At 59.1% G+C, this 26,504-nt stretch carries 24 protein-coding genes; 14 read left to right on the top strand and 10 right to left on the bottom strand.

All coding sequences use genetic code 11. The features are described 5' to 3' along the window. The first annotated feature begins 13 nt into the window (after positions 1-13). Together H8B15_RS03575 and H8B15_RS03570 are read left to right on the top strand one after the other, a co-directional pair. Entirely contained in the window at positions 14-1,417 is a 1,404-nt protein-coding gene (locus H8B15_RS03575) for a DEAD/DEAH box helicase (RefSeq protein WP_187318289.1), read from the top strand. 127 nt (positions 1,418-1,544) lie between these two features. Then, positions 1,545-1,745: a hypothetical protein gene (locus H8B15_RS03570; RefSeq protein ID WP_187318288.1), complete on the top strand. Its 201-nt coding sequence runs from the start codon at positions 1,545-1,547 to the stop codon at positions 1,743-1,745. Between the two features lie 125 nt (positions 1,746-1,870). On the opposite strand, the gene H8B15_RS03565 is transcribed toward H8B15_RS03570, so the two are convergent. Further along, the gene (locus tag H8B15_RS03565; RefSeq protein WP_187318287.1) at positions 1,871-4,135 is read right to left on the bottom strand and encodes a glycoside hydrolase family 3 N-terminal domain-containing protein; all 2,265 of its coding nucleotides are present in this window, start codon (positions 4,133-4,135) and stop codon (positions 1,871-1,873) included. Between the two features lie 97 nt (positions 4,136-4,232). Here H8B15_RS03565 and H8B15_RS03560 point away from each other — a divergent pair, with 97 nt between their 5' ends. Then, the gene (locus H8B15_RS03560; RefSeq protein WP_187318286.1) at positions 4,233-4,598 is read left to right on the top strand and encodes a low molecular weight protein tyrosine phosphatase family protein; all 366 of its coding nucleotides are present in this window, start codon (positions 4,233-4,235) and stop codon (positions 4,596-4,598) included. Positions 4,599-4,621: 23 nt separating this feature from the next. Here H8B15_RS03560 and H8B15_RS03555 read toward each other — a convergent pair whose 3' ends face one another. Continuing rightward, entirely contained in the window at positions 4,622-4,879 is a 258-nt protein-coding gene (locus tag H8B15_RS03555; protein WP_187318285.1) for a hypothetical protein, read from the bottom strand. Between the two features lie 204 nt (positions 4,880-5,083). Here H8B15_RS03555 and H8B15_RS03550 point away from each other — a divergent pair, with 204 nt between their 5' ends. Beyond that, complete coding sequence (locus tag H8B15_RS03550) at positions 5,084-6,031, top strand: zinc-dependent peptidase (RefSeq protein WP_187318284.1); 948 nt, start codon at positions 5,084-5,086, stop codon at positions 6,029-6,031. Positions 6,032-6,183: 152 nt separating this feature from the next. On the opposite strand, the gene H8B15_RS03545 is transcribed toward H8B15_RS03550, so the two are convergent. Further along, positions 6,184-6,960, bottom strand: coding sequence for a sterol desaturase family protein (locus tag H8B15_RS03545; protein ID WP_187318283.1), 777 nt, complete (start codon positions 6,958-6,960; stop codon positions 6,184-6,186). Positions 6,961-7,163: 203 nt separating this feature from the next. Between H8B15_RS03545 and H8B15_RS03540 the strand changes: the two genes are divergently transcribed. Beyond that, positions 7,164-7,850 (top strand): GNAT family N-acetyltransferase, encoded by a 687-nt coding sequence (locus H8B15_RS03540; RefSeq protein ID WP_187318282.1) that lies wholly within the window; start codon positions 7,164-7,166, stop codon positions 7,848-7,850. A 106-nt stretch (positions 7,851-7,956) separates the two neighbouring features. Beyond that, on the top strand, positions 7,957-9,813 hold the full coding sequence (locus H8B15_RS03535) for a M2 family metallopeptidase (protein WP_187318281.1): 1,857 nt from the start codon (positions 7,957-7,959) through the stop codon (positions 9,811-9,813). Positions 9,814-10,041: 228 nt separating this feature from the next. On the opposite strand, the gene H8B15_RS03530 is transcribed toward H8B15_RS03535, so the two are convergent. After that, a complete protein-coding gene (locus H8B15_RS03530) occupies positions 10,042-10,725 on the bottom strand; it encodes a GAF domain-containing protein (RefSeq protein WP_187318280.1) in 684 nt (227 codons plus the stop codon). A gap of 240 nt (positions 10,726-10,965) precedes the next feature. Here H8B15_RS03530 and H8B15_RS03525 point away from each other — a divergent pair, with 240 nt between their 5' ends. Further along, the gene (locus H8B15_RS03525; RefSeq protein WP_187318279.1) at positions 10,966-11,214 is read left to right on the top strand and encodes a hypothetical protein; all 249 of its coding nucleotides are present in this window, start codon (positions 10,966-10,968) and stop codon (positions 11,212-11,214) included. Between the two features lie 120 nt (positions 11,215-11,334). On the opposite strand, the gene H8B15_RS03520 is transcribed toward H8B15_RS03525, so the two are convergent. Continuing rightward, positions 11,335-12,054, bottom strand: coding sequence for a pirin family protein (locus tag H8B15_RS03520; RefSeq protein ID WP_187318278.1), 720 nt, complete (start codon positions 12,052-12,054; stop codon positions 11,335-11,337). A 177-nt stretch (positions 12,055-12,231) separates the two neighbouring features. Next, positions 12,232-13,038: a LexA family transcriptional regulator gene (locus H8B15_RS03515; RefSeq protein ID WP_187318277.1), complete on the bottom strand. Its 807-nt coding sequence runs from the start codon at positions 13,036-13,038 to the stop codon at positions 12,232-12,234. A gap of 298 nt (positions 13,039-13,336) precedes the next feature. Between H8B15_RS03515 and H8B15_RS03510 the strand changes: the two genes are divergently transcribed. Beyond that, positions 13,337-14,044 carry a precorrin-2 dehydrogenase/sirohydrochlorin ferrochelatase family protein gene (locus tag H8B15_RS03510; protein ID WP_343069127.1) on the top strand — a complete coding sequence of 236 codons (708 nt, stop codon included), beginning with the start codon at positions 13,337-13,339 and terminating at the stop codon, positions 14,042-14,044. Between the two features lie 106 nt (positions 14,045-14,150). Here the strand turns inward: H8B15_RS03510 and recQ are convergent, their stop codons facing one another. After that, the gene (gene recQ / locus H8B15_RS03505; protein WP_187318276.1) at positions 14,151-16,382 is read right to left on the bottom strand and encodes a DNA helicase RecQ; all 2,232 of its coding nucleotides are present in this window, start codon (positions 16,380-16,382) and stop codon (positions 14,151-14,153) included. Positions 16,383-16,560: 178 nt separating this feature from the next. Between recQ and H8B15_RS03500 the strand changes: the two genes are divergently transcribed. The 3 genes from H8B15_RS03500 to H8B15_RS03490 all read left to right on the top strand — a co-directional run bounded on the left by H8B15_RS03500 (position 16,561) and on the right by H8B15_RS03490 (position 19,485). Further along, positions 16,561-16,917, top strand: coding sequence for a four-helix bundle copper-binding protein (locus H8B15_RS03500; protein WP_187318275.1), 357 nt, complete (start codon positions 16,561-16,563; stop codon positions 16,915-16,917). 120 nt (positions 16,918-17,037) lie between these two features. Continuing rightward, positions 17,038-18,357, top strand: a complete 1,320-nt coding sequence (locus tag H8B15_RS03495; protein ID WP_187318274.1) for a helix-turn-helix domain-containing protein — start codon at positions 17,038-17,040, stop codon at positions 18,355-18,357. Positions 18,358-18,444: 87 nt separating this feature from the next. Beyond that, positions 18,445-19,485 (top strand): DoxX family protein, encoded by a 1,041-nt coding sequence (locus tag H8B15_RS03490; RefSeq protein WP_187318273.1) that lies wholly within the window; start codon positions 18,445-18,447, stop codon positions 19,483-19,485. Here H8B15_RS03490 and H8B15_RS03485 read toward each other — a convergent pair. The 3 genes from H8B15_RS03485 to H8B15_RS03475 form a co-directional block, all read right to left on the bottom strand. Next, positions 19,476-20,432 (bottom strand): ADP-ribosylglycohydrolase family protein, encoded by a 957-nt coding sequence (locus tag H8B15_RS03485; protein WP_187318272.1) that lies wholly within the window; start codon positions 20,430-20,432, stop codon positions 19,476-19,478. The genes H8B15_RS03490 and H8B15_RS03485 overlap by 10 nt on opposite strands. A gap of 253 nt (positions 20,433-20,685) precedes the next feature. Then, positions 20,686-21,021, bottom strand: a complete 336-nt coding sequence (locus H8B15_RS03480; RefSeq protein ID WP_187318271.1) for a NifU family protein — start codon at positions 21,019-21,021, stop codon at positions 20,686-20,688. A 55-nt stretch (positions 21,022-21,076) separates the two neighbouring features. Continuing rightward, positions 21,077-22,177 (bottom strand): Mrp/NBP35 family ATP-binding protein, encoded by a 1,101-nt coding sequence (locus tag H8B15_RS03475; protein WP_187318270.1) that lies wholly within the window; start codon positions 22,175-22,177, stop codon positions 21,077-21,079. A 141-nt stretch (positions 22,178-22,318) separates the two neighbouring features. On the opposite strand from H8B15_RS03475, the gene H8B15_RS03470 reads away from it, so the two are divergent. The 3 genes from H8B15_RS03470 (at position 22,319) to H8B15_RS03460 (ending at position 26,500) form a co-directional block, all read left to right on the top strand. Next, positions 22,319-22,978 (top strand): head GIN domain-containing protein, encoded by a 660-nt coding sequence (locus H8B15_RS03470; RefSeq protein ID WP_187318269.1) that lies wholly within the window; start codon positions 22,319-22,321, stop codon positions 22,976-22,978. 102 nt (positions 22,979-23,080) lie between these two features. Further along, positions 23,081-25,120, top strand: coding sequence for a DNA primase (dnaG, locus tag H8B15_RS03465; RefSeq protein WP_187318268.1), 2,040 nt, complete (start codon positions 23,081-23,083; stop codon positions 25,118-25,120). Positions 25,121-25,249: 129 nt separating this feature from the next. Then, on the top strand, positions 25,250-26,500 hold the full coding sequence (locus tag H8B15_RS03460; protein WP_187318267.1) for a glycosyltransferase family 4 protein: 1,251 nt from the start codon (positions 25,250-25,252) through the stop codon (positions 26,498-26,500). Positions 26,501-26,504: the final 4 nt, after the last annotated feature.

The following is a 26,504-nucleotide window of genomic DNA, read 5'->3' as shown; positions in this document are numbered from 1 at the left end:
CGTTTCTACTTGTATGACTGCTACCCCCGCGCCCGCCCCTACCTTCGCCGACCTCGGCCTCGCTCCTACCCTGCTGCAAGCCCTCGACGAGCTACAGTTTGCGGCCCCTACCCCCGTGCAGGCGCAGGTACTGCCCCTGGCCCTCGACGGCCAGGATGTGGCCGGGCAAGCGCCCACCGGCTCGGGTAAAACGGCCGCTTACGGCCTGGCTGTACTTCAGCAGGTTGATGTGCAGCAGGATGCGGTGCAGATTATTGTACTGGTGCCCGCCCGGGAGTTGGCCCTGCAAGTGCGCGACGCCCTTAAAAAGCTAGGGAAATATTTGCCTAACCTGCGCGTGGCAGCGTTCTATGGCGGCCACGCATTCCGGGAAGAAACGGCTTCACTGAAGCAAGCCCCGCACGTGGTAGTGGCTACACCCGGCCGCCTGCTCGACCACTTTGAGCGCCGCACCGTAGTGCCCAATCAGCTGAAATCCTTGGTATTGGATGAGGCGGACAAGCTGTTGGAGCTGGGTTTTCAGGATGAACTGGTGGAGATTGTGAAGCGCCTACCCCGGCGGCGCCAGACGCTGCTGTTCTCGGCTACCATGTCGGAGAAGGTGGTGGAGCTGATTCGTAAGAACCTGACCCGTCCCCGCGTGGTGAATGCCGGCGAAGACACCGCCGAGCTACCCGAAAATCTGACCCTGCTGGGCCACGTGGGCACCGCCGAGCAAAAGCCCGCTGCCCTCTACCATCTCTTGCAGCGCCCCGATACGGGCCGTGCCCTGGTGTTCTGCAACACCCGCGAGCGGTGCCAGGAACTCACACGCTTCCTGCAAGGCCGCGGCATCGCAGCCGAAACCCTGCACGGCAAAATGCCCCAGCCCGAGCGCGACAAAGCCCTGCTGAAACTACGCAACGGCTCCAGCCAAGTGCTGGTAGCCACCGACGTAGCCGCCCGCGGCCTCGACGTAACCGCCCTCGACAGCGTGATTCAATACGACGCGCCCGACAAGGCCGATTCGTTCCAGCATCGCGCCGGCCGTACGGCGCGGGCTGGTGCCGCGGGCACGGCTCACCTGCTGGCTACCCCCAAGGAGCAAGCGCACGTACAGAAGTGGCCTGTGGCCGAAACCATCAAGTGGCAACCCGTAAAGGCTGGTAAGCTACCCGAAGCCCTCCCCAAAGCCCCCCGTCCCGAGAATGTGACCCTGCACGTGTCGGCTGGTAAGAAGGACAAAGTAAGCGCCCACGACCTGGTAGGCGCCTTCGTAAACGTAGGCGGCGTGGCCCGCGAGCAAGTCGGCCACATCGAGGTGTTCGATTATTACAGCTACGTAGCCGTACCGCGCCAACAGGCCCAGGAGGTAGCCGAGCGCCTGGCTGGGGCCAAGGTGAAGGGTAAGAAAGTGCGGGTGTCGGTTGTGGCGTAACCGAGAACGAGCTGGCGGCGAGGTAGGGGCGGCTGCAAGCCGCCAGTTGTTTGGGTAGTTGTTAGGCTAAAAATCGGTATGCTTTCTACTTCAACCAAGTAGTTATAATCCAATCATTTTTTTCAGCATGAAGCTCATTCACCCTCTTCTCCTTATCGGCCTGCTTTTCGCCGGCATTAGCTTTGGAATCAGTTTAGGGGCTGGCCTTGCTACTGCTGAAACGGGCACGATGCTGTCTTCAGCGGCCTATTTACCGCTGGCTATCAGCGGCGGGTTGATTATGCTGTTGCTGCTCCAAGCCTTTGGTAAACAAAAGCCCGTTTTATAGCGCGAACTTCTGGTTTACGCTATAAAACGGGCTTACTGGTTTTCAACGATGGGCGGTTTTGTGGGGATTACCAAGTAGCCTCAACGGCGGGCGGCTGCAAGCCGCCCCTACCTCGCCTACCTTACCTACTTCACCAACGTAAACTTCTGCTCCAGGCGAATGGCATCCGAGGCGCTGCCAATCATCAGGTTGAACTCGCCGGGCTCGGTAATCCATTGCAGGTCATTGTTGTAGAAAGATAACTTATCCTTATCAATGGTGAAGGTAATGGTGCGACTTTCGCCGGGTTTCAGCATCACTTTCTGGAACCCTTTCAGCTCTTTTACGGGGCGCGTAGCGCTGGCAAACAGGTCGTGGAGGTAGAGCTGGGCTACCTCTTCGCCGGCTACCTTGCCTTTGTTGGTGAGCGTGAAGCTGGCGGTGAACGTCTCGCCATCGCCTACCTCGTTCTTACTCAGCTTCAGGTTGCTGTACTCGAACTGCGTGTAGCTCAGGCCGTGGCCAAAGGCATACTGCGGGCTGTTTACCTGGTCGATGTAGGCCGAGCGGTAGTTGGTGTCCTTGTCGTTTTGGGAAGGGCGGCCGGTGCTTTTGGCAGCGTAGTAGAGCGGCACCTGACCCACGGAGCGCGGGAACGTCATGGGCAGCTTACCGGCGGGGTTGTAGTCGCCTACCAGCACGTCGGCAATGGCGTTGCCAGCCTCGGTGCCCAGCCACCATGTGTAGAGAATGGCGGGTGCGTGCTCAGCGGTGTAGGCGAAGGTGAGAGGGCGGCCGGCCATCATCAGCACTACCACGGGCTTGCCGGTAGCCAGCACTGCCTCCATCAGCTCTTCCTGCTGACCGGGTAGGTTGATGTCGGCGCGGGACTTGGCCTCGCCGCTCATGTTGTAGGCTTCGCCCACGGCCATTACTACCACGTCGGCAGCCTTGGCCGCTTGCACGGCTTCGGCAAAACCCGCCTGCGACTCGCCTTTGATGCCGCAGCCTTTGGCGTAGCGGATGGTAGCTTGCTTGCCCAGCTTATTTTGCAAGCCCTCATACACGCTCACGTAGGTAGTGGAGTCGTAGTTCACCGACCAAAAACCCGCCATATCGAGCTTCGACTTGCCCAAGGGACCAATCAGCGCAATATTTTTAGCCGATTTGGCCAGCGGCAGCACGTTGCCTTCGTTCTTGAGCAGCACAATGGACTTACGGGCCACATCGCGGGCAATCTGGCGGTGCTGGGGGTTGTTGAGGGCCGCTTTTTCGCGCTTCACGTCCGAGAACTTGTAGGGATTGTCGAACAAGCCCAACTCGAACTTCTTGCGCAACACGCGGCGCACGGCGTCGTCTACCAGCGTTTGCTTCACTTGGCCGCTCTGCACCAGCTGGTCCAGATGGCTGCTGTAAGCGCGGCTTTCCATGTCGATGTCGGAGCCAGCCGTTATGGCTTTCAGGGCCGCGTCAGCACCATCTTTTGCATAGCCGTGGGCAACCATTTCGCCAATGCTGCCCCAGTCCGACACCACGATGCCTGGGAAATTCCAGCGGCCCTTCAGGATGTCGCGCTGCAAGTAGGCGTTGCCGGTGGCCGGGATGCCGTCCAGCTCATTGAACGAGTTCATGAACGTGGCCGCGCCCGCGTCGAGGGCGGCTTTGAAGGGCGGCAGGTAGGTTTCCCAGAGCGCCCGGCGGCTGATATCCACGGTGTTGTAGTCGCGGCCGGCCTGGGCGGCACCATAGGCCGCAAAGTGCTTGGCGCAGGCCATCACGGCGTCGGTAGCGCCTAGCTTCTCACCTTGGAAACCCAACACGCGGGCCTTGGCGATTTCGGAGCCGAGGTAGGGGTCTTCGCCGGCACCTTCCATCACGCGGCCCCAACGCGGGTCGCGGGCAATGTCTACCATCGGCGCAAAGGTCCAGTGCTGCCCGGCCGCCGCCGCTTCCGTGGCCGCCACGTGCGCCGACTGGCGCATGGCTTCCAAATCCCAGCTGGCGGCTTCGCCCAGCGGAATCGGGAAGGTAGTCTGGTAGCCGTGTACCACATCGAGGCCGAACAGCAGCGGAATTTTCAGGCGCGACTTCAATGCCTCGGCTTGCAGCTCGCGGGTGCGCTGGGCACCTTTCACGTTCAACATAGACCCGATGCGACCGGTGCGCAGTTGCTCTACCTTGTTGGGGTCGTTGAAGGCGGGGCCGGTGGCGGCGTCGCCGGTGTACTGGTTGAGCTGGCCTACCTTCTCATCAAGCGTCATCAACGCCAGCACGGAATCGACGCGCTGCTCGATGGTTTTGCGGGGTAGGACTGCCTTTTTCTTGGATTTTTGCGCGTACGCGGGTGCCACAGCCAGCGTGGTGCTAGCTACTAAGCCGGCCGCTACAACGCGGCGAAAACAGGAAAACATGCGTGGTAAAAGTGGTTGTAGGTGAGGCTAGGGCGGCGGCAAGTTAGCAGCAATTGCCGAAGTTTGTGTGGGGCTCACCCCGATCCAACTTTCCCTCATGTCTACTCCGCCTACCCCACCGCGCCAGATCCTGTTCATTTGCAGCCAGAACCGCTGGCGCAGCCTCACGGCCGAGCGGCTGTTCGACGGCCACCCGCACTACCAGGCCCGCTCGGCGGGCACGGAGCCGGGGGCCAGGGTGCGCGTCACGGCCGGGCACCTGGGTTGGGCCGATATGGTCTTTGTGATGGAGAAAAAGCACACCGACATCCTGCGCCAGAAGTTTGCAACGGAACTGGAAGGCAAGCACATCATCAACCTGCGCATTCCCGACAAATTCCAGTTCCTGGATACCGTACTTCAGGATTTGCTACGGGAGCGGCTGGCGGAGCACCTACCTGACTTTACAACAGGTTTCGAATAGCCTGCGTAGCTGCTCCCGCCGCTCTATCGCATGATTTTGCCTCGATTATCCCAGTGGCTCGACTTCACTTCCAAGCTATTGGGCTGGCGCTTGATGGTGCGGGTGTATCGTTCGCCGGCTATCAAACCATCGGGGCGGCGCTTACCAAAAAACAGCGTTACCGGCTCGCCGTGCTCATTGGTAACGAAGGTGATGTCGTAGCCTTTGAAAACGTCGTCGATGCTGGTCGAAGGCTCGTACGTTTTGCTCAGTTTCTTGTCTAGCTCGCGGTGTAGTGGCATTGGGTAGGTAGGGTTGGTTGATTTCCTGTGTACGACTGCTTGTTTTTTGGCAGACAGGCAGCTGTGCTTTTTCAGTAGTTTTACCAGAAGCGTACTCCGTATTTTCTGCTAGCTGTAGGCCTTGCGCCTTGTTGCGGCGCTGCCATTCCACTTTATTCGTTGCGGCTACCAACCTTCGCCTGAGATGTCCGTTAGCAACGGGCTATGAATTACCTACTCTTCGCGGCCTTCGTGGCTGGGGTTATCTTTCTGTTTTACCGCTACGCCACCCGCGACAGCCGCCTACGGGAAGCCGCGCTGGCGCAGGAGTTTCCGGACGACTGGCGCCGAATTCTCACGGAGCGTATTGCCTTTTATCTGTCGCTGACCAAAGACGACAAACACCGCTTCGAGCGCAAAATTCAGGTGTTTCTGGCCCAAACCAGCGTGCGCGGTATTCAGACAGAGGTAGACGACACCACGCGCCTGCTGGTGGCCGCCTCGGCTGTTATTCCAACATTTGGCTTTCCCGATTGGGAATATGGCAACCTGGGCGAGGTGCTGATTGTGCCCGATGCCTGGCAGAGTCCCGACGACCCCAACAAGGAAGTGAAGCCCTTGGCCGGCACATTGTTGGGTTCGGTGCGGGGCTTCCAGGGCGCACACTACATGCACTTATCCAAAGCCTCCTTGGAACAAGGCTTTGCCGATACCATCGATAAGCAAAACGTAGGCATTCACGAGTTTGCGCACATACTGGACCAAGCCGACGGCGTGATTGACGGCGTGCCCAAGCTGGCCCTACCCACCGAGCTGTTGAAACCATGGACCGAGGTGATGCACCGCGAAATGGAAGCCATCCGGGCCGGCCAGTCTGAAATCAACAACTACGCCGCCACCAACGAGGCCGAGTTCTTTGCTGTGGTGACGGAGTATTTCTTTGAGAAGCCGGAGAAGCTGCAAGAGCATCACCCCGAGCTGTACCAACTGCTGATGCGGGCGTTTCGGCAGAACCCCAAGAAGCGCTTCCTACGCTTCGCCACCGACCCGCGCGAGTGGATCCGGAGCCTGCGCAGCCGCCACAAAAAGTTCGGTCGCAACTCGCCCTGCCCCTGCGGCAGCGGCAAGAAATACAAGGACTGCCATTTGCAGCAGGAGCAACAGGCGGCGTAGGCAACACGTCCATTCGACCACGTACTGAACGTCATTTCGAGCTTGTCGAGAAATCTCGCGTGCTGATGATAGGTAGTAACTCTATCGATTGTGACTACTCACGAGCGAGATTTCTCGACAAGCTCGAAATGACGTTCTGCCTCTCTACTTCACTACTTCCGCCCCGCGGCTTTTTCGAACCGCTCGGGGTACTTAGCGTGGTTGGTACCCATGAGCCGGTCCCACCAGTTGAAGTAGAGACCGTAGTTGCACTTCACTAGCTGGTGGTGCATGTTGTGGTGCGTGCTGGTATTATGCAGGCGGCCCCAACGGCTGCGCAAAAAGTTTTGTGGGTAGGGCTCATAGCCCAGGTGGCCTAGCACGTTCATACCCATCTGATACACCATAAAAACGCCTAGCGTAATTGGGTGAATGGGTAGGACAAACACCAGCAGCGGCACAATACCCGCCTCAATTACGGCCTCCAGCGGGTGAAACGAAAACGACGCCCACGGCGACGGATTGTGCGAGAGATGGTGCACCCGGTGCACGTGCCGAAACACCGCCGGAAGGTGCATAAACCGGTGCGTCCAGTAGAAATAGGTATCGTGCGCTACAATGGCTACCAGCAGGCTGAACACCATATAGAGCCAGCCATAGTCACTTATTTTATTGTAAATGAGCGTGTAACCATGCTGCTTCGCCACGAAGATACCCGCGCCTACCATCGCAAAAATCAGGCAGGTGAGCATCGAATACTTGATTTCCGTATCGATATGCTTACGCTCGGGAAATTTGGGCTGAATGCGGCGGTGCTGCCACTTCTCGCGGCGCCACACCCAGAAAACCACGTAAGCCACACCCGCAAACACGAGGTAGCGCACGGTCAGCAACACCAAGTTGGACAGGTAATGGCTGCTAACACTGGCAGCTATGGAGGATAAAAACATACGGTGGTGATAAGATGCTGCGTGTATAACACAAAAGGCGGCGAAAAATGTGCCTGATCTTCTCCTAAAGCAATTTCAGCCAGAAACAAACCCAATAAAGCTACCATTTGCGGCAGGCACAGACGGAAGGGTAATTAGCTGCCTGTTTGTTGGGTAGGGAGTAGCTTTGCGCTACTATTGCCCATTATCCCCTACCCTCCGCTATGCAGCACGTCCTCGATAACCCCATCTGGAATGCCTTATGCACTGGCAATAAACATCTTGCCCTAGGCAACGAGCAGGCTCGGTATGTGCAGAAGGAAGTGGGCGCTTTCGCTGGTCTGCGCGAGTACTCGGCCAGCGCCTTCGCCGATTTGCATGACCTGACGCCAGCCGGTGCGGTTACCGTGTTATTCACGGCCGGTGAGGTAGCTATTCCAGATAATTGGAAGATAGTGGTACAGAAAGACTTGCTGCAACTCGTGTGTGAGCACCCTGCTTTGCCGACCTTCGACAGTACGGGCGTGGTGGCCTTGCAGCCGCCGCACATTCCCGCCATGCTGGCCCTCACGGCCCAAACCAATCCCGGCCCGTTTCTGCAACGCACCATCGAGTTTGGCGAGTACCACGGCATTTTTGAGGGCGACGAGCTGGTAGCTATGGCGGGCGAACGGCTGCAACCCCTACCCTACACCGAGCTAAGCGCTGTGTGCACCCACCCGGCGCACCTAGGCAGAGGCTATGCTGCCCGCCTGCTGCAACACCAGATGCACCGCATACTAGCGGCGGGACGCGTGCCGTTCTTGCACGTGCTCCCCGAAAACACTCGCGCCCGCGCCGTGTACGAGCGCCTCGGCTTTCAAACCCGCCGACAGTTGCAGATTTATGTGCTGGAAAAGCGGATGAAGTAGTTTGCTCAACTGTTCATTCCGCCTCTCTTAGGTTGCTAGGTAGGACTAACGCTCCGTAATAGGTGCGGAGCTCTGCCACCTTTTTCGTCGTTTCTTTGCAGTGTTTATGAAGAAGTCCTATTTACCTCTGCTCACGGCGGCCCTACTTGCCGCCTGCGCCCCTACCGCCAAAACGCCCGCCGTTACTACCGATTCAGCTGCTTCCACCACACCAGCGCCGCCGACGGCCGCGCCAGTTAATTGGCAGCAGCAGGCGCAGGAGTTTCTTACGGCCTACTCTGCCGAATACCAGAAGCTCTACACGCAATCCTCGGAAGCAGAGTGGCGCTCCAACACCCACATTGTGCCCGGCGATACCACCAACGCCGCCGCAACGGCCCGCGCCAACGAACGCATGGCTGCTTTTGCAGGCAGCACCGCCAACATCAACCGCCTGCGCGAGCTGCTGGAGCATAAGCAGGACCTCACACCTATTCAGGTGAAGCAGCTGGAAACGGCCCTGTACAACGCCGCCAACTCGCCCCAAACTGCCGCCGACGTAGTAAAGCGCCGCATCAAGGCCGAAACCGAGCAAACGGAAAAGCTCTACGGTTTCGACTACAAATACCAGGGCAAGTCGGTGACGACGAACGATCTGGACGAGCTGCTGCGCAAGGAGAAGAACCCGCAGAAGCGCCAGCAGATCTGGGAGGCCAGCAAGGCCATCGGCCCTACCCTGAAACCCGGCTTGCTCAGCCTGCGCGACCTGCGCAACCAAACCGTGCAGGCCCTCGGCTACCCCGACTACTTCACCTACCAGGCATCCGACTACGGCATGAGCCGGGAGGAGATGATGGCGCTGGTGCGCAAAATCAACCAAGAACTGCGCCCGCTCTACCGCGAGCTGCACACCTACGCCCGCTACGAGCTGGCCAAGCAGTACGGCGCAAAGCAAGTGCCCGACTACCTACCTGCCTCCTGGCTGCCCAACCGCTGGGGCCAGGACTGGAGCAGCATGGTAGAGGTGAAGGGGCTGAACCTGGACCCCGTGCTGGCCAAAAAGGGCGCCGAGTGGCAGATGCAGCAGGCCGAGCGCTTCTACCAGAGCCTGGGCTTTCAGGCGCTGCCGCCGGTGTTCTGGGAAAAGTCGAGCCTCTACCCCCTACCTAAAGGCGCCAACTACAAAAAGAATAATCACGCCTCAGCCTGGCACATGAACCTGGAGCAGGACGTGCGCAGCCTGATGAGCGTGGAGGCCAATACCGAGTGGTACGAAACCACCCACCACGAGCTGGGCCACATCTACTACTACCTCACCTACACCAACCCCGAGGTGCCCGTGCTGCTTCGCCAGGGCGCCAACCGCGCCTACCACGAGGCCATGGGTAGCCTGATGGGCCTAGCCGCCCGCCAAAAGCCTTTTCTGGCCGGCCTAGGGCTGATTGACCCCAAGGTGAAAACCAACGAGATGCAGACGCTCCTGAAAGAGGCGCTGGGCTCGGTGGTGTTTATCCCGTTTGCGTCGGGGGTGATGAGCGAGTGGGAAAACAGCTTCTACGCCGACAACCTGCCCGCCGACCAGCTCAACGCCAAGTGGTGGGCGCTCAGCAAGCAATACCAGGGCATTGTGCCCCCTACTCCCCGCGGCGAGGACTTCCTCGACCCCGCTACCAAAACCCACATCAACGACGACCCTGCGCAGTACTACGACTACGCCCTATCGTACGTCATCCTGTTTCAGCTGCACGACCACATTGCCAAGCAGATTCTGCACCAGGACCCGCACGCCACCAATTACTACGGCAGCAAGGAGGTAGGTGCCTTCCTGGCCGATATTATGCGCCCCGGCTCCAGCAAAGACTGGCGCCTGGTACTGAAAGAAAAGACTGGCGAAGACCTCTCGGCTCGCGCCATGGTGGAGTATTTTCAGCCGCTAATGGCCTACCTGAAGGAGCAAAACAAGGGTAGGAAATACACGATGTAAACAATATCTACAAACAACAAAGCCTGCTATGAAAGCAGGCTTTGTTGTTTAATGGCGGTACTACTATAGCTGCTAATGGCGCGGGGCTGCGCCCCGTGCCGTTTATGCGCAGGCCTCTGGCCTGCCCGCCAGAACGACTTGCCCGAAACACTCAAACGACGCGAACGGTGGCAGGCCAGAGGCCTGCGCATAGACGGCACGGGGCACAGCCTCGCGCCATTAGGTCTATCAGGATTCCAATCTGTTTCTCAGCACCTCACTCATTCTTTCCAGCCGCAGCTTGAGCAGCCGCGCTACTTCTTCGTCTTCCAGGTTGATGCCCTGCGCGCGGGTAGCCAGGTAGCGGGCCAGCGCGAAGTTGTCGTCTAGGGTAGTTTCCAACTCGCGCTGCGCTTTTTCCCAACCGTCGAGGTCGTCGGCAGATAGGTAGCGGGCGCGTAGCTCGATGGTCTGGCTGACCAGCTGCGCCAGCGCCTGTAGCAACACCGATTCTGCTGGCGTGAACACTCGCTTTTCGCGGCCAATAACCGCTAACACGCCGATTTTGGTGCCTTCTGAAGTAAGCAGGGCAGTGCCGGCGTAGAAGTGTAGGCCCAGCGCCTCGGCAGTGGCGGGGTTCACCAGCTCGCAACTCTCGCGGGTGTAGTCGGAGAAGAACACGGGCGTATCTTGAAGAATAGCCGCCGAGCACATGCTATCGGGGCGGGCCAGGGAGGTGACGCCGGCCGGTGCGCCCACGCTGGCCTTGAACCACACCCGCTCCTCATCCACCAGCGAAATCAGCGAAATAGGCAGATTGAGCAGGCGCGCCGTCAGGGCCACGTAGTCGTCGAAGATCTTCTCCGGCGTGGTATTCACAATCTGGTACTGATGCAACACCCGCAAACGCGCCGCATCATCAGCAGGAATCAAAGAGGTAGGTAGCGGAGGCATTGCGAGGTAAAAAGGTAAAGCAAAGTTGATAAAGGTAGGCATACCTAAGCTCAACTGGCTACGACCTCACTAGTAAAAGGTTGTACCTCACCTGCGTACTACCAATTGCTTGCGTCTATAGGCACCCCTGCCCGTATGCGCACCCTGTTTTCGGCCAGCAAACTACAGGACGGTCGAGCGCAGCGGAACGCTGTTATTCGGCGTAGCTGAAGCACATACGTGACGGTGAAACTGGGCGATGAGCGGGCCACCACGGCTACCGCCCCCAAGGCCGAGTCGCGGCGGTTGCTGCTGGAGCCGCTGACCACTAGGCCGGGCAAGTTTGTGACGCGCACCTTCATCCTGGCCGTGAAGCGCCCGCAGCTCAACGGCGGCCCGTCGGCGGTGACGCTGAAGCCGCGTGAGCACGGCACGCTAGACTGGAACAATAGTCCACGCAATACCACCGTGAAGCCGTACGGGAATTGACCTATGCCTATTTTCTCGCAGTGCTGTAGGGAGCAGCACGCCTTTGAGATAAACGACAGCTCCGCGCAGCTACTAAAGAATAGTGTAGGGCGGACTTTGCAATCCGCCCTACACTATTCTTTAGTAATTCGCCTCTGTGGCTGGTAGATCAATCAGAATAAACTGCGAATCTTTTTCGGCGCGAATGTGCACCACGTTTTCGTCGGTCAGGCGGGCTTGGTCGTTGGGGCCAATTTCGGAGCCGTTGATAAAAATCGTACCTTCTTTCACGTACACAAACGTGTTGCGGATGGGGAAGGTCTTGAACTCGATTTCCTTGTCCTCGCGCAGATTGGCCCAATACACGGTGGTATTGGAGTTCATATACACCACGTCCTCCAGCACGCGCTGTCCCGTTACCAGCGGAATCAGTTCGTTTTTGTGACTCAAAAAGTCTATGTCTTTCTGCTCGTAGCTGGGTGCAAGTCCTTTCTGGTTTGGCAAGAACCACAGCTGGTAGATATGCAGCGGCTTATCAGTGTGGTTGAATTCGGAGTGCGCAATGCCGGTGCCAGCCGTCATACGCTGCACTTCCCCTTTTTGTATAAGCGTTTTATTGCCCATTGTATCCTCATGAGCTACTTCGCCTTCCAGCACTAGCGTCACAATTTCCATTTCGGAATGTGGATGTTGTGGGAAGCCCGATTTTGCCTGAACCGTATCGTCATTGAACACCCGCAACGGCCCGAAATGGATATTCTTTGGGTCGTAGTAATCCGCAAAGCTGAACAGGAAGTAGCTATTGAGCCAGGCAACCGGCGCGGCATGATGGCGTTTGATGGCAGGAATGTATGTTAGCATAGGGGTAGAAGTCAAACCAAAAGTTGGTCAAACATACGCAGGGTAGGGCTGGGAAGTTGAAAGTGCGCGGGCAATGTACTTCCCACCCATACACCAAAAAGCCTCACCAGCGACAAGGCTAGTGAGGCTTTTTGAAACGATTTGTCATTCCTCGCCAGGCTCGGAACCACAGGTAGGCTACGCCTTTTTCAGCGTGCTTACTTGCTGCTGCAAGTCCAGCACAATGCTGGCCAGGCGGGTCAGCGACAGGTCAGCAATGGGGAACGTGCTGCTGATGTAGGCCTTAGCCTCCCAGATTTCCACCACGTCCTCCACGCTGATTTCGTAGGGCGAGTACACGGGGTTATCGGAGTGCAGAGCCAACATAGCGCCGTCTTTGAGGCGGTTGAACACGCGTTTGAACACGATGCCCTCCTTGGAGCTGACCACGATGCAAGGCGTACCGTCCTTCAGCGTCAGCCAGTCATCTACATAGCGGCCCACAATCACAGTGCCGGAGGCAATAGGAAGCATGGAGTCGCCGGCAATTTCGAAGGCGCGGTAGGTGCCGCCCGTGCCCAGCATAGGCAGGCGGAACTTGGGCAGCTCTTCGAGGTATTCGGGGTCGGCGTAGCCGTTGAGGTAGCCGGCAGCGGCTTTTTGGGGCACCAACTCGATGTTTTCGTTTTCCTCTTTATCAACAGTCAGCGCCAGCACACGCAGGGCGCCACCGGGGCGGGTAGGCGTGGGGTCGGTGCTTTTCTGGGCCTGCATCTGCAAAATAGCAGCCTTGGCGTTGCGCTTCTTACTGAAGTCGGTCGTCACCAGCGCATCGAGCGTGATGCCGAATAGGCGGGCCATGTTCACCAGCGTCAGGAGCTTAGGCTCGGCGCGGCCTTCTTCGTAGGCACCCACCAGGGAGCGTTTGATACCTAGTTTCTCGGCCATCTGGGCCTGCGTCAGGCCAAGTTCGCGCCGCCAGAATTTTAAGTTCGTATTGATCATCGGAGTAGGGAGCCGGGGAAATGGCTGCATCGGTAAAGCACCGGCTCACGAAAGTACGAACGTGCTTACGCGAATACTAATTCAATTAGCTAAATTTTTTGCTATTATTTTTTGACCTTCTGCCTTTCTACCCACAAAATTCCTCACTTATACTTCCCTTTGAAGAGAAGTATCTTCTTCTGTGCTAAACATTTGTATGCAATTGGCACTTCCGGAGTCATAGTATGTGGCGCTGGCATCCCGGTTCGCACTCCTATTTTCGCCTCATTCTTCGCTCTAGCACCCCTCTACCTAATATATGTCGATGTCCTCTCCTACCCCTACTCCCGCCGGTTTCAACCCACTCTTTCCGGTCTTTTTGAAGTTGGAGCAGTTTCGGGTACTGCTGGTGGGCGGCGGCAACGTGGGTCTGGAAAAGCTGACGGCCATCTTGCGCAGCAGCCCGGCCACGGCTGTAACGGTAGTTGCCACCTGGATTTCCCCTGCCTTACGCACCCTGGCGGCGCCCTACCCCCGCATCCGCCTCCACGAGCGGCCCTTCCAGGAAACAGACTTAGAAAACCACGATTTCGTTTTTGCCGCCACCGACGACCCCGTGCTGCACCGCCGCATCAAAGCTGCCGCCACGGCCCGCGGCCTGCTCACTAACGTAGCCGACACGCCCGCCGAGTGTGACTTCTACCTGTCGTCGGTGGTGCAAAAGGGCGATTTGAAAATTGCTATTTCCACCAATGGCAAGTCGCCCACGGTAGCCAAGCGCCTGCGCGCCATGCTGGAAGAAACCCTACCCGACGAGCTGGACACGGTGCTGCAGCAAATGACCGTCATCCGCGGGCAGATCCGGGGCGATTTTGCCGCCAAAGTGAAGTCCTTGAACGCCGTAACGGCCGAGCTAACCGGCGGCCCCGCCTACGAGTCGCCGGCCACGCGGCGCTGGCGGCGCGTGGCTACCGGCTCGCTGCTGGCACTGGGCGCGGTGGTAGCAGTGGCGTGGCGGAAGCGGTAGGCTATTCTGCGCAGAACGACCGTCATGCTTCGACTCCGCTCAGCATGACGGTTTAAATTACAAGTATATCCTACTCCCCGCGTAGCTTCTTATTATACGCCGAATCCTACTCCCCGCGTAGCTTCTTATTATACGCCGAAGCCAGCCGCAGCGTGAAATAGTCATATTTCTCGCGCAGGTGGTCGAACAGGTCGCGCAGAGCGGGCGCGCCACCGAGCTGGTCGATGCCGAGCTGGATTTCGGCGAACTGGTCGGGCGTGAAGAAGTCTTGTAGGCGCAGGTCTAGGCCCTTGGTGTAGGCCGTAAACAGGTGCCCCTGAATGGTAGACACGGCCATGTTGCGGCGCTCGGCAATGGCCTCGGGACTAAGGCCCATGCGGTGCAGCTGGAAGGTAGCCTGCTGGGTATCGTTGGGGCCCTCTTTGTCTTTCTCCTCGCGGCGGCGCGGACGACTACCTACCGTATCATCCGAGTCAATGGTGTCCTCGGCATCGTCGGGGCTGGGCACGCCGCCGTGCGCCAGGATTTCCCGGATGAATGCCTCGCCGTAGTTCTCGAACTTCTTCATGCCTACCCCCGAAATGCCCAGCATGGCCGTGCGCGTCACGGGCTTCTCCACGGCCATTTCCTGGAGCGTGGTGTCGGTGAAGATAACGTAGGGCGGCACGTTTTGCTCATCGGCTAGCTGCTTGCGCAGGGTACGCAGGGCCTCGAACAGTCGGGCTTCGGGTGTGGCAGCCACGGGCGTGGCCTCGCGGGGAGCCTTCTTGCCTTTCACAGCCTTTTCGGCGGGCTTGAACTGCTTCATGGGCACTTGGCGCTGCCCTTGCAGCACTTCCTTGCCCAATTCCGTGATTTTTAGCGCGTAGCCTTCCTCGTAGGCAATATAGAGCAGGCCATCGTTCAGCATCTGATGGATGTAGCTGTACCAGTCGAGGTAGGGCAGGTCGGCACCGGCGCCGTAGGTTTTGATCTGGTCGTAGCCGCCGCTGAGCACCGCTTGGTTGCGCATGCCGCGCAGCACGTCGATGAGCAAGCCAATGCTGGCCCGCTCGCGCATGCGCACCACCGCCGACAAGGCCTTCTGGGCCAGTAGCGTACCATCGAAGGTAGTGGGTGGGTTGCGACAAATGTCGCAGTTGCCGCAGTCCTGGGGTAGGGTTTCGCTGAAATAGTTGAGCAGAATTTTGCGCCGGCAGGAGGCCGCTTCGGCAAACTGCTGCATGCGTTCCAGCTTGGTGAGGTTGAGCTGCGTGAGGCGCGGATCGTCCTTGGAGAGCATGTCGCGCAGGCTCATCACGTCGCCGAAGCTATAGAACAATACCGCCGTGGCCGGCGCGCCATCGCGCCCGGCGCGGCCTATTTCCTGGTAGTAGCCCTCAATATTCTTGGGCAGGTTGTAGTGAATCACCCAACGCACGTTGCTCTTGTCGATGCCCATACCGAAGGCAATGGTGGCCACAATCACCTGCAAATCGTCGCGCAGGAAGGCTTCCTGCACGCTGGCGCGCTGGTTGGGCGTGAGGCCGGCGTGGTAGTGGTTGGCCCGGATGCCTTTCTCCTTGAGCTTGCCGGCCACCGTTTCGCACTGCTTGCGCGAGAGGCAGTAAATGATACCCGCCTCGCCGGGGTGGCGCTCAATGAACTCCAGCACACCCCCTACCCGGTTTTGGCCGGGCCGTACAATGAGGTTGATGTTGGGGCGGTCGAACGAGGACAAGAACACCTGCGGCTGGTTCAGGCGCAGCTGCTGCTGGATGTCGCGCTGCGTGAGGCGGTCGGCGGTGGCGGTGAGGGCAATGATGGGCACCTGCGGAAACTGCTCGCGCAGCACACGCAGCTGCGTGTACTCGGGCCGGAAGTCGTGGCCCCACGAGGAGATGCAGTGCGCCTCGTCTATAGCAAACATGCTGACTTTGAGGCGTTGCAGAAAAGTCAAAAAGCCTTCCGACAGCAGTTTTTCCGGCGAAACGTACAGCAGCTTTAGAGCGCCGTTATAGCAGTCGGAGGTGATGCTTTGCTGCTCGCTCAGGCCCACGCTACTATTGATGTAGGCGGCTGGAATGCCGTTAGCTTTCAGTGCTTCTACTTGGTCCTTCATCAGGGCAATCAGCGGCGACACCACCACGCATACGCCGGCCTGCACCACGGCCGGCACCTGGAAGCACACCGACTTACCACCACCCGTGGGCATGAGCACCACCGTATCCTGCCCGCCCAGTATCGACTCGATAATCTGGCCTTGCATGGGCCGAAACTGGTCGTAGCCGTAGTATTGCTTCAGCACGCGGCGGGCTGAGTCGAGGGTAGGGGCGAGCGGTTCGGGGGTGAATAGCATTGGGTAAAAATACGGCGATTTGGCGGGAATTGCAGCTTATGTAAACCGGATAGGCGCGGAAATCGTGCACACATCCCGCACAATTCTGCACCGGCGTCCTACCCCTACCCTGCGTATACAAAAAAGGCGCCGGGCAATCTGCGCCGCCTTTTTTCATTCATTTTAAAGCTCTCCTCCTATGGGTCACGTTCCCGCCTCCATTGCCAATCTGCAAAAGAATCAAGCTGTCCTCGATGCGCTCAGCCGCTGCATCGTAGCCTGCGAAATGTGCTCCGACGCCTGCCTGCACGAAGACAACATCCAGATGATGGTGCCCTGCATCGAGCTGGACCGCGACTGCGCCGACATCTGCCGCCTCACCGCCGCCTTCATCGCCCGCAACTCCGACCACGCCAAGCACGTCATCAAAGAGTGCATCGAAATCTGCCAGAAGTGCGCCGACGAGTGCGGTCAGCACGAAGCCGACCACTGCAAGCACTGCGCCGAGGCCTGCCAGGCTTGCGTGGATGCCTGCAAGCAGTACGCTGCCGCGTAGCACCCCCTTTTCCATACCAGACGTTGAAACGGTTATGCTGAGCAGTGCTCGGCGTAACCGTTTTTGTTTTGCCGCATACGGCGCTTGCAAAGACGCTAGCTAGCGTCGTCCTTTGGGGCTATGCCATTCATTTTCAACGCCTATAGCGCGCTGCTCCTACCCTTCTTTGTGCAAGGGCTGGTGGTGAGCGTGGTGCTGCTCACGCGGGGCCGGCAGCACGGCACGCCGGCCGATAGCTGGCTGGCGGTGCTCTTGCTGCTGAGCACGGCTCGGGTGGCGCAGTGGATGCTGGGGTTTGCGGGGTGGTACGACGCGCATAATGCGTTCAGCACCTTCATGTTCTATTTTCCGTTCAACAACTGGCTGACCGTCGGACCGGTGCTGTATTTCTACTTCCGCAGCCTCACCAACCAGGACTTTCGCTTTCGTCGCGCCGATGGCTGGCACTTTGTGCCGGCGCTGCTGTATCTGGGGTGGTGCCTGCTGCTGTTTTTGCACGATATTGTTTGGCAGCACCTTGCGCTGGGCCTACTCCTACCCGAGCACTTTGGCACGAAGGGTACCTGGCTGACCTGGCTCGATACCGTGCGCGTTACTACCTGGGCTGAGCTGCTGGGCTACGCATCCGTTGCGGGCTACGCCTTGCTGACGTTGCGCGACTACCGGGCGTATCGTCAGTACCTTAATAACAACTTTTCCGATACGGAGCGCATTCGCTTTGTGTGGCTGCGCAACGTGGTGGTGGCCGTGCCTATAGCGGTAGGCATGGCCTGTGGGTTTGCAGTGGTGAATGCAGCTATTGCCACGCTCAGCTACTACCAGGCCTGGTATGATTACCTCTTCACCGGCATTCTGTTATACTACCTCAGCATTGCCGGCCTGCTCACCCACCACCGTCTCACGGCTCCGCTGCACTTTCAGCCAGACCCGACTCTGCCGGAAATTGCCGGCGATACCGCGCCCATCCCTACCCCGGCGCAGACGCCAACGGTGGCAACCAGTGATATGGCGCAGGTGCCTGGTGCACTCGCTCATGGCACGGCCGTGACACTGCCACCAACCGAAAGCCAGCCGCCAGTTCTCGCCGAAGCCACACCGGAGCTGCAACGCTGGACCGAGCGCCTGCTGCTACACATGCGCGCTGCCCAGCCCTACCTGGCGCCCGAGCTTACCCTGGCCGAACTGGCTGCGCAACTCCGAACCAATACCTCGTGGCTCTCGAAAGTCATTAACACTGGCTGCGGGCAAAATTTCAACGACTTCGTCAACGAGTATCGGGTGCAAGAAGCCGAGCAGCGGCTGCAAGATGCCCGATTTCGGCACTATACGCTGCTGGCGGTGGCGCTGGAGTCGGGCTTCAATTCCAAATCCACTTTCAACCGCGTGTTTCGCAAGCTGCGCGGCCTCACGCCCAGCGAAGCCGCAGGGCGCAATCTATAAATTGGGACGTCCCAGGTTATATACCGGGGCGCCATGAGGTGAGCTAGGGGCTTCTTTTGGCCTATCGTTTCACCTCAACGTATCCCCATGAAAACCCTCCTACCTGCCACCGCTCCGCTGGGCGGCCACGCGCTCGATGTCGCCTACCTCTGCCTGCGTCTGCACCTGGGCGTTTCCATTGCCCTTGGCGCGGGCTGGTCGAAGCTCATCAACTTTACTTCTACCAACGAGTTGAGCAAGCTTCTGTGGCAGCCTGGGGCTCTCACGGCTCCCGACTGGTTTGTGGCGCAGGTGGCGCAACTGGGCTTCACCTACCCCTCGCCCTACTTCTGGGCGGTGCTAGCCATTTGGGGCGAGCTAGTGGGCGGCTTGCTGGTGGCGGCTGGCCTTTTCACCCGGGTAGCTGCGGCACAACTGGCCATTCAGTTTCTCATCATTGCTTTTTTCTGGTACGAATCGCCCGAACTTATCGTGGGTATGTATTACCAACAGCTGCTGTTCTGGGCATTTGTGTTGATAGCAGCAATCGGCGGCGGGCGCTACTCGTTCGATTATTGGCTGGCCCGCCGCTCGGCCCGCACCGCCGCTGGCAGCCACCCGCGGCAAGCGGTTATAGCTGCCGCCTCTGTGCTTGTCGTATTCTTCACACAACCAGCCGCGGCTCAATTCGCCCGCCCGCTGTCTACCATCACGTCCGCCGACTGGCAACCCTTGCTCCATGCCGATTGGCACGGCACCCTTACCTACCGCGACTACCGCAGCCAACAGCTTGTGACGCTGGCTACGCAGCTACATGCCACGCAAACCGCCCCGCAAGACCTGCGGCTACAGTACAGCTACCGCGAACCAGATGGCCGAACGGTTGCTGGTACGGACCACCTGCGCATACTCGCCGATGGCACCCGTATGGAGTGGGATGGCCTGTTGATGCAGCTGCACCACAAGCAACAGTTGCCGGGCCATACGTTGCAGCTTGTGCTGGTTGGGGAAGGGCAGGACGATAACCGCCCGGCTACCATCCGCCACACGGTACTTCTAGCAGACCAGCGCTACTCAGTACGCAAAGAAGTACGCTTCGCCAGCGACACCACGTTTTTACTGCGCCACGAGTACCAGCTTCAGCGCTGAATAGCCTGCGCCATCCGGCGGCACAACGCTTCAATATCCGCACGGCGCGCCAGCACTTGCAGCCACTCCACCGGAATAGCCGCTTCGCCATAATACAGCCCCGCCAAGCCGCCCGCTACCGCCCCGGTCGTATCGGTATCGTCGCCGAGGTTGACGGCGGCTAGCACCGTTTCGGCGTAGGTTTCGTGGCGCAGCAGGCACCATAGCGCCGCTTCCAGCGTGTGCAGCACGTAGCCGCCGCTATTGATGCTTTGTGCGGGTAAGTCGGGTAGGCGGCCACTTAGCACGATCTGAAAATGCTGCACTTCCTGCGTTGGAATGCGCAACGCCTGAAGCTGCGCGGGCGCCTCCTGACACAGACGCTGATAGGCCGCGGCGGGCGTCAAGTCAGCGAGGAGATGCCTAGCCATTTCCAGGCATAGCAGGCACGCTACCGCCGAGCGCATGTGCCCGTGCGTAATGGCCGACACTTCCCGTATCAGCCAAAAACGCTCTGTCACGGGGGCGTCCAGCCGGTAAAAGGCCAGCGGCAGAATGCGCATTAGGGCACCGTTGCCGTTGCTATATTCGTCGGTGCCGCCCGCGAAAAGCAGGTTTTTCTCAGTGTGCAGTCGTTGCAGCGCCTCCCTTGTGGTAATGCCAATATCGAACACGCGGCCGTGCGGCGTCCAGAAATTTTCGGAGTACCAACGGACGCTGTTTTGGGCCACTTTCTGCACCGTGTAGCCATCGGCAATGGCCTCGGCTAGGCAGAACGTCAGCGAGGCATCGTCGGACCAGGTGCCGGCGGGCTGCTGGTGGGTGCCGTAATCTCGCATAGTTACTACCGGGTCGAGCTTGCGGCGGGCACGACTTTCAAACTCTACGGGCACACCCAGCGCGTCGCCTACGGCCAGACCAAGTAAGGCGGCGCGAATCTGGAATTCCAGGGTAGAAATAGTTGTCATAGTACTTATTGCAATTCGTTTAGTTATCCTTTTACATCTGTCATCCTGAACATGTGGCGCATTAAGCCAGTGATGAAGGACCTTCTCACGCATGAACGATAGACGTTTCAACGACTCGTTCTACTGTGAGAAGGTCCTTCGCAAGCTCAGGATGACAAGCGAAGAAATACAGACAGATATAATGCTATAAACAAACAGCGCCAGCTTTCTGCGTAGAAAGCTGGCGCTGTTTTATAAGCCAATAGCAGGAATGCTAAAATTCTGGGGTAGGCACGGGCGTGGGCGGCAGCGGGTGGCCGGTCTGGCCAGCGGGCTGTTCGGCCATGGGCGTAGAGTTGATGGCCTGCACCGAGCGAATTTCCGGTACGGCTTTCTTTACCGATTCCTCTACGCCGGCTTTCAGTGTCATCGGCGACATGGGGCAGGTGCCGCAGGCGCCTAGCAGTTCCAGTTGCAACACCATATCGTCGGTAATGTCGAGCACGCGCACGTTGCCTCCGTCGGCGGCCAGGTAGGGGCGGATGCCATCCAGGGCCTGCTCGATGCGCGGCAACAGCGGATGGTCGGCAATAGTGGGGGTATGCGTCATACTAACTATACAAGTGGGCGGTCCGCGAAGTTCGAAAAAATATTCGGATACCGGGTTAGGAGTTCATCTGCACCACATTGGTGCGCGGTGCCACGGCGTTGCGGATACTCACCTGACGGGCCAGCTCCTCAGCCAGCTGCTCGAAGGTAGCGGCCACGGCCGTGCCTTCCTGCAAAATGGCGGGTGTACCCTGGTCGCCGTTTTCGCGGATGCTCTGCACCAGCGGAATCTGGCCCAGCAGGGCCACACCGTGCTTATCGGCCAGGGCCGCGCCGCCGCCTTCGCCGAAGATGAAGTATTTGTTATCGGGTAATTCGGCGGGCGTAAACCACGCCATATTTTCCACCACGCCCAGCACGGGCACGTTGATTTGGGGTAGGCGGAACATCTGCAAGCCCTTCTCAGCATCGGCCAGGGCCACTTTTTGCGGCGTGGTCACGATGAGGGAACCCGTGACGGGCACGGTTTGCACCATGGTCAGGTGAATGTCGGAGGTGCCGGGGGGCATATCGAGTAGCAGGTAGTCCAGTTCGCCCCAGTCGACTTCTGTAATGAACTGCTTGAGCGCCGACGACGCCATCGGGCCGCGCCACACAATGGCCGACTCGGCCGGGGCCAGGAAGCCAATACTCATTAGCTTCACGCCGTAGCGCTCAATGGGCTGAATCAGGTTGCGGCCGTCGGGGCCCTGAAATACGTGCGGACGGGCATCTTCCACGCCAAACATCAACGGCATGCTGGGCCCGGAAATATCGGCGTCGACCAGGCCTACCCTTGCGCCGGTGCGGGCCAGGGCCAGGGCCAGGTTGGCCGTGACGGTGCTCTTGCCTACCCCGCCTTTGCCAGAGGCAATGGCGATGATATTTTTCACGCCGGGCAGGATGTCGCGGTTCTGGCGCATGGTGGTCACGCGCGAGGTCATGTTGATCTTCACCTCCGCGTCTTTGTCGACCATCGTATGCACGGCGCGCACGCAGGCGTTGTGAATCAGCTCTTTAAGCGGGCAGGCGGGGGTAGTGAGCACGACGGTGAACGACACATTTTTGCCGTCTACCTGCACGTCCTCCACCATATTGAGGGTCACGAGGTCTTTGCCCAAATCCGGTTCTTCGACGTAGCTGAGGGCTTTTAGGACGTCTTCGGTAGTAATAGCCATAAGTAGGAGTGTTTCCGAGGTGCAAAGATAACCCAGAAACGCGGGCGGAAGTTGCCCTACCTTTTTACGGGACTCAGGCAACCAAAAATGGCAACCACACATCTACCCTTTCAATCGACAACCTATACACCCTTCTTCGCCATGAAACTCTTTGCACTCACTCTCTGGATGTTGGTTCTGGGCTTGCTCGCTACCTCAGCCGTTGCGCAAACCAAACAAGACCGCTCACTCGAAGCTTTCACCCAGCTGGAGGCTAGCGGGGCTACTACCATTTACCTGACGCAGGGCCCACAGACAAGCGTGGTGGTGGAAGCGCCTGAGGAAGCGCAAGCGTACATCAAAACCGAAGTGCGCAACGGCGTGCTGCGCATCTACCGCGAAAGTGAGGGCATGACCGCCGCCCTTCGCAACCTACTGAACGGCGAAAAGAACGGGGTAAAAGTCTACATTACCTGCTCCAGCCTGACGGCCCTGAAGCTGAGCGGCGCCACCGATGTGAAGGGCAAAACGCCCTTCACGGCCGACAACTTCGCGATTCAGGCCAGCGGCGCCAGCGACGTGACCCTTCAACTGAACGCCAAAAGCCTGAACGTGCAGGCCTCCGGGGCAAGCGACGTATACCTCACCGGCCAGGTAGAGCGCCAGCAGGTACAGATCAGTGGCAGCAGCGACTACCACGCCGCTAAGCTGGTGAGCCAGCAGGCCAGCGTGCAAGCCAGCGGCAGCAGCGACGCCTATGTATCGGCCGTGAAGCTGTCGTCGCGGGCGTCGGGTAGCAGTGATATTCACAACCGCAAGTAAGCTGCCGGGCAGCGCCCGGAACACTTGGCAATACATCCGTATACACGGCTTCGCGGCGGCTCCACCTGAGCCGCCGCGAAGCCGTGTTATCTTTGCTACCCTATGGCCCGCATCCCGAAAGAAACCGTTGATCAGATCATCCACCACGCCGACATTGTGGAGGTGGTAGGCGATTTTGTACCCCTGAAAAAGAAAGGCCAGAATCTGTGGGCATGCTGCCCGTTTCACCACGAGAAGTCGCCCAGCTTCTCGGTGGCGCCGGCCAAGGGCCTGTATAAGTGCTTTGGGTGCGGCAAGGCTGGCGGGGTGGTGCAGTTCATCATGGATATTGAGGGCACCAGCTATGTGGAGGCGCTGAAGTACTTGGCGAAGAAATATGGCATCGACGTTCAGGAGGAAGAAAAAACGCCCGAGCAGCAGCTGGCCCAGAACGAGAAGGATTCGCAATACATCATTTCGAGCTGGGCCAAAGACCACTACCACAAGTTGCTGCTGAAATCAGATGAGGGCCAGGGCATTGGGCTAAGCTACCTGCGCCAGCGCGGCCTGAATCAGACTACGATTACCACCTTCGAGTTGGGCTACTCCCTCGACCAGTGGGACGACCTGCTGAAAACTGCCGAACAGGCCGGCTACGACCGCAAGTACCTGGAAAAAACCGGCCTCGTGGTGACCCGCACCGACGACGCGGGCCAGGACACCGGCCGCCGCTACGACCGATTCCGGGGGCGCGTGATGTTCCCGATTCATAATATCTCGGGGCGCGTGGTGGGCTTCGGGGCACGCACGCTCAAGCCCAACGACAAGACGGCCAAGTACCTGAACTCGCCGGAGTCGGAGATTTACCATAAGTCGGATATCCTCTACGGGCTGTACCAGGCGCGGCAAGCCATCCGCACGGAGGAAGTGTGCTACCTGGTAGAAGGCTACCTCGACGTGCTGAGCCTGCACCAGGGCGGCATAAAGAACGTGGTGGCGTCGTCGGGCACCTCGCTCACCGACGGGCAGATTCGCCTCATCAAGCGCTATTCGGATAACGTGACGGTGCTCTACGACGGCGACGCGGCCGGTATCAAAGCCTCGTTGCGGGGGGTGGATATGCTGCTGGAAGGCGGCTTGAACGTGCGCGTGGTGCTATTCCCGGACGGCGACGACCCCGACAGCTACATCCGCAAGGTAGGCGACCAGCGCTTCCAGGAACACCTCGACCAGCAAAGCCAGGATTTCATCAGCTTCAAAACCAAGCTGGTAGCCCGCGAGGCGGCGCAAGACCCCGTGAAGAAGGCCGAGGCCATCCGCGACGTGCTCCAGAGCATAGCCAAAGTGCCCGACCCCATCAAGCGGCAGGTGTTTTTGCAGCAAACCAGCGCCGCGTTCAGCATTGATGAGCAGGTGCTGATTACGGAGTACAACAAGCTGGTGCGCACGGCCTCGGGCAAGGCGCCCGGGGGTAGCCCGGCGGCCCCTACCCCATCGGCCCTGCCTACCCCTGGCCGGCAGCAATCCGCCGCCCCGGCCCTTCCCCTTTCCGACGAGGAAGCTGCCGAGATGCTAATGTACGGCGCTACTCCCGAGGAGCTGGGTGCCGCCACACCCAAGGAAGAAATAGAGCCTATCGAAGACGTGCTAGCCGTGTGCGAGCGGGAAATTGTGCGGCTGCTTTTGCTCTACGCGCCTCAATTATTGCAACCCGAGGTAACGGTAGCGCACTACCTGCTGGCGCAGCTAGAGGAAACGCCCTTGCGCACACCCATCTACGCCGATTTGCTGCACCTCTGCCAGGAAGAAATGAACGAGGGCCGCTGGCCCGACGTGCGCCACTTCATCCAGCACAGCCGCGGCGACATTCGGGCCCTGGTGAGCGACCTGGCGACGGAGAAGTACGAGCTGAGTCCCAACTGGAGCACCCACCAGATTTACGTGCCCCGCGAGCTGGACCAGCTGCAAATTGCTTGCGACAACGCCCTGCTGCGCCTGAAAAAAGAAACCGTGCAGCGCGAGCTAGACCAGTTGCAACAAGAGCTGCGCGACGCCACCGACCCGGCCGCCGTTGATAAAATTCTGGAAGCCCTGATGCTCTACAAACGGCTTGATAATGAGCTTGCCAGCCATTTGGGCACTGTTATTCCGCGCCGGGCGTAGCGCCTACTCCTGGTTGCAGTTGGTCTTTTGGATGGCCCGCAACCGTAAGAAATGCTACGTCGGCGCCTGTGGTGCGTGTCACAATTTGATTGAGTTCGGGCCGGGAATGCCTTTGGCTTCTTTGTAGCTTTGTCGGCTTACTCTACCTTCCTACCCTTGCACATCCTGCAACTTTGTCCGCGCGTCCCGTTCCCACCCCACGATGGGGGCGCCATTGCCATGTATGATGTGGTAGCCGGATTGGCACAGGCAGGGCACCGCGTAACGGTAATGGCTGCCAACACGCCCAAGCATGCGCAGCCCACCGATGTACTCCACCATCTCGGCCCCAACGTACGGTTGGTGACGGTGCCCGTGGATACGCGCCTGCGGCCTGTCCGTGCCCTGCGCAACTTGCTGCTGGGTAGCATTCCGTACAATGTGGAGCGCTTCGTGAGCCCGGCGCTTGCCGAACAGCTCACGAAAATTTTGCACACCGAAACCATCGACGTAGTGCAGGTAGAAGGCACGTTTGTAGCGTGGTATATCGATACCATCCGACGAGCGGCGCCCCATGTGCCGGTGGTACTACGGGCTCACAACGTGGAACACACGATTTGGCAGATGTTGGCCGGACGGGAATATAACTTCGCAAAAGCCTGGTATCTGCGCCACCTGGCCCGGCGCCTAGAGCAATTTGAGCGCCACTACCTACCCCGTTTCGATGCCACAGCCGCCATCACGGAGCCTGACCGGCGTCGGCTGCTGGCACTGGGCTGCCCCGAGCCGGTTACATTTATTCCGGCCGGCGTAGATGCCACGCGCCTGGCGCCCGATCCTACCCAACACCCACGGCCGCGCACAGCCTGCATCATCGGCTCGCTCGACTGGCTACCCAACCGCGAAGGCGTAGAGTGGTTTCTGACGAACATCTGGCCGCAGGTGCACGAGCAGCTGCCCAAGCTGGAGCTGCACCTGGCCGGCAAGTCTACGCCGCCCAGCATCCAGCAGCGCCACGGCCGCGACAACATTCACGTGCACGGCTTTGTGGAGTCGGCCGCCCACTTCATGCAGCAGTACGAGCTGATGCTGGTGCCCTTGCTCTCGGGCGGCGGCATGCGCATCAAGATTATTGAAGGCATGGCACTGGGCAAGTGTATTTTAAGTACTGGCCTGGGGTCCGAAGGCATTGCCGTGCGCGAAGGACACGACATTTTGCTCTGCGATGAGCCGCAAGTGTGGGTGGCGCGGCTGCGGGCCTACTACGAAGGCGAGCTTCCCTACCAACAGATTGGCTGTGAGGCACAACGTACTATTGCCCGCCTTTACGACAACCGCCGAGTGATTGAGCGTTTTCTGCAATTATACGAGAGCCTGGGCCGCCTGCGCGAAAGCGCGTAAGTTT

This window comes from Hymenobacter citatus (assembly GCF_014333615.1).
Classification (GTDB): Bacteria; Bacteroidota; Bacteroidia; order Cytophagales; family Hymenobacteraceae; genus Hymenobacter; species Hymenobacter citatus.
Note: the sequence above shows the minus strand (reverse complement) of the source record. Positions and strands in the feature narration are given on the sequence as shown.